Origin of the sequence: Halorubrum laminariae (assembly GCF_024494655.1) — an archaeon.
Taxonomy (GTDB): Archaea; Halobacteriota; Halobacteria; order Halobacteriales; family Haloferacaceae; genus Halorubrum; species Halorubrum laminariae.
In genome coordinates this window covers 87,779-94,294 of sequence record NZ_JANHDL010000012.1, presented here as the reverse complement: position 1 = coordinate 94,294, position 6,516 = coordinate 87,779, and the positions used below count along the sequence as shown (strand labels likewise).

Sequence of the window (6,516 nt, the reverse complement as noted above, 5' to 3'; positions counted from 1 at the left end):
CCGCTGTGTCGGCTTCTTCCCCTCGATTTCTGCGAGGACATCGCGGAGATCTTCTGGCGAAACCGTGGTCGGCGTGACCATACCGACGATAATAGCTCTATGTATAAATATTTTTGTCCGATAGTATCATTTGCCGAGAGTTTCTCGGTGAACCTCTCAATCTGCTTTTTTGCATCCGTTGGTTTGCTCTCGTCATCTACTCGCTCCCAGTAGCCAGTAAGAAGAGCGAGAAGAATATCCACCCCGCTCAGAACTTTTCCCGCCTTGTTTCGACGTATGAATAGCTCACGGGCTGTTCTTTCGTCTGTGTGAGTCGTCTCGTAGAGAATTGCCTCACGCTGATTGACGCCCCACCAGAGACGTTCTAAGTTCTTTTCGACCTTCGGAACTTCATCTGCATCGACTTTGCTCTCTATCTCGGGGAGCTTCTCTTCCAGTAGCGTCTCTTTCTCGACAAACGACTCAGAAGTCAGAGAATCTGAATCAGTCACAAGCTCATTGACTGGGAACCAGTAACTATCACCGGACTCGCTCAGCCCTCTCCCCTTTCGGAAGTCAAAGTCATACACGAGATCCCGGTCGTGGTCCTCGGTCTTCTCGCCCGACAACAGGTCAAAGTGCAATTCACGCTGATTCCACGCTCCTCGATTGCTCTTCCATCCGCCGTGTTTGCGAGTCGTGAAGCTCCCCATCAGACTCAGATAGAAGGATGTGAGCCGCTGTTGGCCGTCGAGCACCAGCGAATAAGAGTCGGGAAGTTCTTCGAAGTTGAATCGCTGGCTGTACCGTTGTGGACCATCGGCCCACGAATATGCTCGTTCATCGACATAGTGTTGAATAAATGAATATGCGGGTTCTGTCCGCACTCCGTCACCCTCGTCTTCCCAGATGAGGAGAGAACCCAACGGCAGGCCTCGGAGCAAAGAGTCCCATAGCATCTTGATCTGTTTTTGTTTCCAGCAGTAATCACGCTGGAGGCAGGGAATGAACAGCGAATCATTCAAACGTGGAAGGATGTCACGAACGCTCTCCGTCTCCGGAGATGCCTCGACCGGCATAATGAGGAGGAGTTGTCATAGAATACTGAAATAGATTGGGCTGTGTCGTATTGTGATGGTACATAAAGAGGGCCTATGAGCCAACCTCAATAGAGTCAGAACAATTCCAAGCCTCGCAGTAGCTCACTCTCCGTATCCACTTCAACCGGAACTGGAAAATCAAAGATGTCAGCCACGAACTTCTTAGAATCGATTGACCAAGCCGAGCCCCTATAGACTATCATCCAACGGTCTAGATGCAGTACCGCATCTCGCCCCCTGATTTGAAACCGATATACAGATTCTCCTTGCAATTCGGCCGAGAAGTCGGTGACGACGTCATCAATGTACTGTGCGACTCTGTACGCATCATCCCACGATTTAACGCTCACAGCCGCACGCAATTCCAGAAACTGAATGTGAACTCGTCCCGGGCCCTCCTGATACAATCGCAGGTCGTAGACTCCCTCTCTGCTAACGGAGTACCGCTCTGTTCTCACCCTGTTAGGGACAGCGTCCACAAAAAGTGGACTAAGAGCCGATTTTCCAGCCATTTCGAGAAACCGGCGACGAATCATGTTAGGACCATCACCACCCCATACATAACGAGACTCAGGAGACCCAGACCAAGACCGAAAGCCAACGCAAACGCCACGATACGTCCCGGAATCATACGTCAACCCAAACCCCATCCGCTGGGCACATTATCTGGCTTGCCCCTCCGATGAACCCCCCACCTTTAGAGCGGAACCCCTCTCCGGCCACGCAATCATTGCAGACGAACGTCTCACAACAGCGTAACTCAACACCCCTTGACCACTCCCCGCAGAAGACACATTCGTCGGTCATTACCTGAACCCTCCTTCCTGCGTGACAACTGAATCCATCGCCCGACTCCACTCATCGACGTCTCTCAATACGAAATCATAGATGCGATAGAACTGTTCCTCACACGCCTCTCTATCGTGGTTCTCTACCGAAATGGAGAGGTTGCCGATACTCACATCAATCTTCGTTCGTTCTGTCTCCTCAACCCCGTCCTCGCCGCCCTCAGCACCATCCTCATCGGTGGAAGGCTGTCCAGACATCGTTACTCCCCCAGCCCGAAAATCGACAGCTGCTCTTCCTCTATTGCCTCCATCTCGCCCCGGAGACTGTGACGCATCAGGGCTTCCATCTCACCGGAGGCCATCTCGACCATTTCCCCGAGCTCCTTTTCCTCAGACTTCAGCCGGACGCTCAAGTCGTATGCCTTGATTTCGACTTCTTCGGGATGTGTTCGGCGATTCGCCCCCTCGTCGGTTTCTACGTCGATACTCTCCTCTCGACCGTCGGTGGAGCTATGGCTGTCGCTCCCATCAGGTGCGTCACTCATTAGCTGAAAACCTCACTCAGATATTCGGCTGGTTACCACTTAATTGCTGCATATATTTGCGCTCTAAAACCCGCAGTGATAACTATGCCAACTCGTTCCGTTGTTCTTCGTAAAGATCCTCTAATCGTTCCCGCTCTTCATCGTCTTCGACGTGTCGGAGCGCATAAGAGAAGCCGTGCAGGAATTCTTCCTCAGCTATCTCGATCTCGGCATCGCTTGGGTCGTGGATACCCATCGCTTCCGCCAGCTTCTCTTTGAGGTCGTCTCTGGATAGAACCATACTTCGCACTCTCGCCCGGAGCACTTACAATTTCGCCGGTCGTTACCACCAATAGAGGGAGTGTTCGTTACGAGGCGTAACGAACTCAACGTGACACCCCCACCGATTTCGCCGTGAACCCCACGCCGTTTGTGGAATCTGGACCACACGCAGCGGAACGGGCACGGTGGGATTCGAACCCACGACCGTCGGATTAGAAGTCCGACGCTCTATCCTGGCTGAGCTACGTGCCCTCACTCAGAGTTCGCGCGCCCGATATAAAAAACGCCGACGGTTCGCGCCGGCGATCCGGCGTTCCACGATCCGCCCAACAGCAGACCTAAGTCCGCGAGCGGACTAGCGGCGGCAAATGAACGTCATCGGAACCGTCGGCCTCCCCGGAAGCGGCAAGGGGGAGGCGGCGAACGTGGCCGAGGAAGCGGGGATCCCCGTCGTCGTGATGGGCGACGTGATCCGCGCGGAGTGTCGCCGCCGCGGGCTCGACCCGGCCGAACACCACGGCCGGATCGCCGGTGCGCTCCGCGAAGAGGAAGGCGACGACGCCATCGCCGCCCGCACGCTCCCCCGGATTCGGGAGGCCGCAGCCGAGAGCGACCGCGACACCGTCCTCGTCGACGGGCTCCGCTCGACGGTCGAGCTGGAGCGCTTCCGCGAGGCGTTCGGCGACGACTTCACGCTCGTCGCGGTCCGCGCTCCCTTCGAGCTCCGCGCCGAGCGGCTCGACGACCGCGGCCGCGACGACTCCGACTCCGATCTGGAGGCACTCCGCGAACGCGACGCGAGAGAGATCAACCTCGGCCTCGGCGAGACGCTGGAGCGCGCGGACGCCTCGATCGACAACACCGGAACCCTCGCGGCGTTTCGACGCCGCGTCCGCAAGATCCTCGGGATCGAAGACGAAACCGTGGACGACGACGAGTCCGATCCCGCGAGCGCAGACCCCGCGACGACCGACGCCGGAGGTGACGGCGCGTGATCTACAGCGTCGACGTCCGGATCGTGGCCCCGGTCCACGACACCGAGGTAACGGACCGCGTGGCCGACGCGGTGTCGAACGTGTTCCCCGACGCGGAGCCGACCCACGAGGACGGCGCGCTCGTCGCGGAGGCCCACACCCTCGACGCCTTCTCCGACGTGCTCCACGAACAGGAGATCCTCGACACCGCCCGCCGGGTGTTCCTGAACAACGTCGACGACGACGGGTTCTCCTTCTCGCTCAAGAAGCAGGCCGCCTTCGAGGGCGTCGTCAACTTCGCGGTCGGCGAGCCGGACGAGCTCGGCGAGATCGCCGTCGACGTCCGAGTTCGCGAACCCGACGTGGAGTCGTTCGTCGACTACGTCGCGCCCGAGACCGACGAGGGACGACCGGTCGACCCCGTCCGCGAGTACGGCGACCGATTCGATCCCGAAGAGGCAGAGTACTGACCTGCTCGCAGTCGATGGAACGGGACCGTTTCACTCCCCGAAGACGCCTGAGACCGCTCCGCCGATCCCGCCGAACAGTGCGGGGTACACCGCGCCCGCGAGCAGCACCGCGGTGACGAGCGTCGGCGACACGGCCGCGCCGTCGCCGACGGAGTACCGGAACAGGAACGCGCCGATCACCGCGAGCGGGAGGTAGCCGGCGACGACGAGCGCGCCGGACTGCGCCCCGTCGCTCGCGTCTGAGGACCCGCTGAACCGCCCCGCGAAGAACCCGGCGGCGAGCAACAGCAGCGGCGGGAGGACGAACAGCCACGCGAGCGAGCCGCCATCCGCCTCCGAGATGAGGCTCACGGAGCGAGCGCCCCCGACCAGCGCCGGGACCTCGGTGTCGACGAAGTGAGCGTTGTAGAACACCCAGCCGACGCCCTGCCACGCCGGAATCGGATCGCCGCCGAACAGGTCGGCGAAGAAATTTAATCCCCGGAGCTGTTCTTCGATCCGGCCGCTCTGTGTGAGGTACGTGATCAGGTACCCCAGCACGTACGCGACCGCGCCGACGCCCGCGCCGGCAACGGCGCGGCCGGCGATTCCGTTCTGTCGGGTCGATCGCTCGGGGACTGACATGTACCCCGAGTCGAGCCGGCTGTGGTAAGTGCTTGGTGGCTCGGAGCGGACGCGGAGCCAGCGGCACGGAGGAACTGGAAGACCCGTATCGTGCGGGACGCTCACTCGGCAACGCCGTACTCGCGAAGCGTCTCCCGGAGTGCGGCCCGCTTCACCAGCGCGAAGCCGACGCAGATGATCGCGAACCCGGCGACCGTGTTGGCGGTGACGCCCTCGCCGAGAAACGCCCACCCTGCGAGCGCGGCGAAGGCCGGTGCGACATACGAGACGAGGTTGATCTCGATCGGCCCGAGCCGGTCAAGCAGGCGGAAGTAGATGAGGAATCCGAGCCCGCTGGCGACGACGGCGAGGTACGCGAGCGAGAGGAGGGACTCAGTCGACCACGTCACGTCGGCGACCGACTCGCCGAGTCCGAGCGAGAGGAGGTGGGTCAGACCTGCGCCGACGAGCATCGACCACGCCTCCATCGTCTCTATCGGCATCCCAGTGTCGGCGGCGCGGGTCAACACCGACCCGAGCGCGAAGGCGGCGGCCGCGAGCAACACGAGGAACTTTGCGACGGTCCCGCTGCCGGTCAGGTTTGCCGGGTCGGGCGCGGCGAGCACGACCGCGCCAACGAGGCCGACAAACAGGCCGAGGACGCCGATCGCGGTCAGTCGCTCCGAAGGGAGAAACGCCCGCGCGAAGACCGTCGTCAGAACGGGCGAGAGGCTGACGATCACGGCTGCGACGGCGCTCGTCACGGCCGGGTCGCTCTCGCCGATGAAGAGGAACGCGTGGTACGCGGCGATGATCAGCGTCGCTCCGATCGTGACGACGGTCCACTCGTCGCGGCCGCGGGGGACCGGGTCGTCGACGGTGAAGACCGCGTACGCGAGCATTACGACTCCGGCGATGTCGAAGCGGAACGCCGCGAAAAGCACCGGCGGGAAGTATGCCAGTCCGGCGTTGATAGCCATGAACGCCGACCCCCAGACTGCAGCGAGGACGAGAAACAGTCCGAGAATTCGTAGTCGGCTCACGTGTCTCGTCTCTCGGGGGCGTGCGAAAACGTTCCGAAGGCGGTCGGCGGTGCTGGAACCGCCCAGTCACCGGATCCGGTAGCGGTCGTGACCGTCGTCGCTGCCAGTCTCGTGCGCGACCACTCCCACGTCGGCGAGTCGGGAGAGCGCGTCGGCGACGGTGCGTTCGCGAGCGCCGACCTCGTCCGCAACGGCGGCGGGCGTGCCGTTGGTCTCTATCAGCGCGGCCAGCACCGCGGCGAAAAAGCGGCTGTCGGCCTCGGTCCCGAGCCGATCGTCGATCCGCGAGAGGATGTCCTCGACGCGTCCCTGCACCCACCGCTGGGCTAGCGAGAGTTCGCGGTCGAGGTCTTGGAGGCGCGAGAACTCGTCTGCGAGATCGGCGAGGTCTGTCGTCGGACCGATGCTCGGACCGTCCGGGAGTTCGATGGAGAGGTGCGGACATCGCCCGGACATGTCGAGGCTGCTCTTCGCGGGATACGCGCTCTTCGCGCCGAAGCCGTACGGGGAGACGCTCACCTCAAGCCTGAGGCTGCGCGTAATCCTGAAGTACTTGCGGCGCTGGTCGTCGGTCGTCGACTCGATCAGGCCGGCCTCTTCCAACTTCCGCAGGTGGTCGATCACCGCCTTCGGGCTCACGTCGAGGTACTCCGAGATCTCCGTGACGTAGCAGGGCTTGGTCGCGAGCAGCCGGAGGATGCGCCGCCGGTTCTCGTTGCCGAGGAGATCGAGCAGTACCGCAGAGTCCATTAA

General features: G+C 61.5%; 9 protein-coding genes and 1 tRNA gene. 2 read left to right on the top strand and 8 right to left on the bottom strand.

Annotation, left to right across the window (positions count from 1 at the left end; all coding sequences use genetic code 11):
• The 5 genes from NO887_RS15620 to NO887_RS15600 form a co-directional block, all read right to left on the bottom strand.
• A partial coding sequence (locus NO887_RS15620) for a DUF262 domain-containing protein (RefSeq protein WP_256419134.1) occupies positions 1 to 1,058 on the bottom strand: 1,058 nt, incomplete at its 3' end.
• Positions 1,059 to 1,885: 827 nt separating this feature from the next.
• Positions 1,886 to 2,125 (bottom strand): hypothetical protein, encoded by a 240-nt coding sequence (locus NO887_RS15615; RefSeq protein ID WP_256419133.1) that lies wholly within the window; start codon positions 2,123 to 2,125, stop codon positions 1,886 to 1,888.
• 2 nt (positions 2,126 to 2,127) lie between these two features.
• The gene (locus NO887_RS15610) at positions 2,128 to 2,412 is read right to left on the bottom strand and encodes a hypothetical protein (protein WP_256419132.1); all 285 of its coding nucleotides are present in this window, start codon (positions 2,410 to 2,412) and stop codon (positions 2,128 to 2,130) included.
• Positions 2,413 to 2,494: 82 nt separating this feature from the next.
• Complete coding sequence (locus NO887_RS15605; protein ID WP_256419131.1) at positions 2,495 to 2,692, bottom strand: hypothetical protein; 198 nt, start codon at positions 2,690 to 2,692, stop codon at positions 2,495 to 2,497.
• Positions 2,693 to 2,850: 158 nt separating this feature from the next.
• Positions 2,851 to 2,925: transfer RNA gene (locus tag NO887_RS15600), tRNA-Arg, on the bottom strand.
• 116 nt (positions 2,926 to 3,041) lie between these two features.
• Here NO887_RS15600 and NO887_RS15595 point away from each other — a divergent pair.
• Both NO887_RS15595 and NO887_RS15590 read left to right on the top strand, forming a co-directional pair.
• On the top strand, positions 3,042 to 3,668 hold the full coding sequence (locus NO887_RS15595; RefSeq protein WP_256419130.1) for an AAA family ATPase: 627 nt from the start codon (positions 3,042 to 3,044) through the stop codon (positions 3,666 to 3,668).
• Entirely contained in the window at positions 3,665 to 4,117 is a 453-nt protein-coding gene (locus NO887_RS15590) for an RNA-binding domain-containing protein (protein WP_256419129.1), read from the top strand. Before NO887_RS15595 ends, NO887_RS15590 begins: the two co-directional genes overlap by 4 nt.
• A 30-nt stretch (positions 4,118 to 4,147) precedes the next feature.
• Here NO887_RS15590 and NO887_RS15585 read toward each other — a convergent pair whose 3' ends face one another.
• From NO887_RS15585 to NO887_RS15575, 3 genes are all read right to left on the bottom strand, one after another.
• Complete coding sequence (locus NO887_RS15585; RefSeq protein ID WP_256419128.1) at positions 4,148 to 4,741, bottom strand: DUF7978 family protein; 594 nt, start codon at positions 4,739 to 4,741, stop codon at positions 4,148 to 4,150.
• 101 nt (positions 4,742 to 4,842) lie between these two features.
• Positions 4,843 to 5,763, bottom strand: coding sequence for a DMT family transporter (locus tag NO887_RS15580; protein WP_256419127.1), 921 nt, complete (start codon positions 5,761 to 5,763; stop codon positions 4,843 to 4,845).
• Between the two features lie 66 nt (positions 5,764 to 5,829).
• Positions 5,830 to 6,513: an ArsR/SmtB family transcription factor gene (locus NO887_RS15575; protein ID WP_256419126.1), complete on the bottom strand. Its 684-nt coding sequence runs from the start codon at positions 6,511 to 6,513 to the stop codon at positions 5,830 to 5,832.
• Between the last annotated feature and the right edge of the window lie 3 nt (positions 6,514 to 6,516).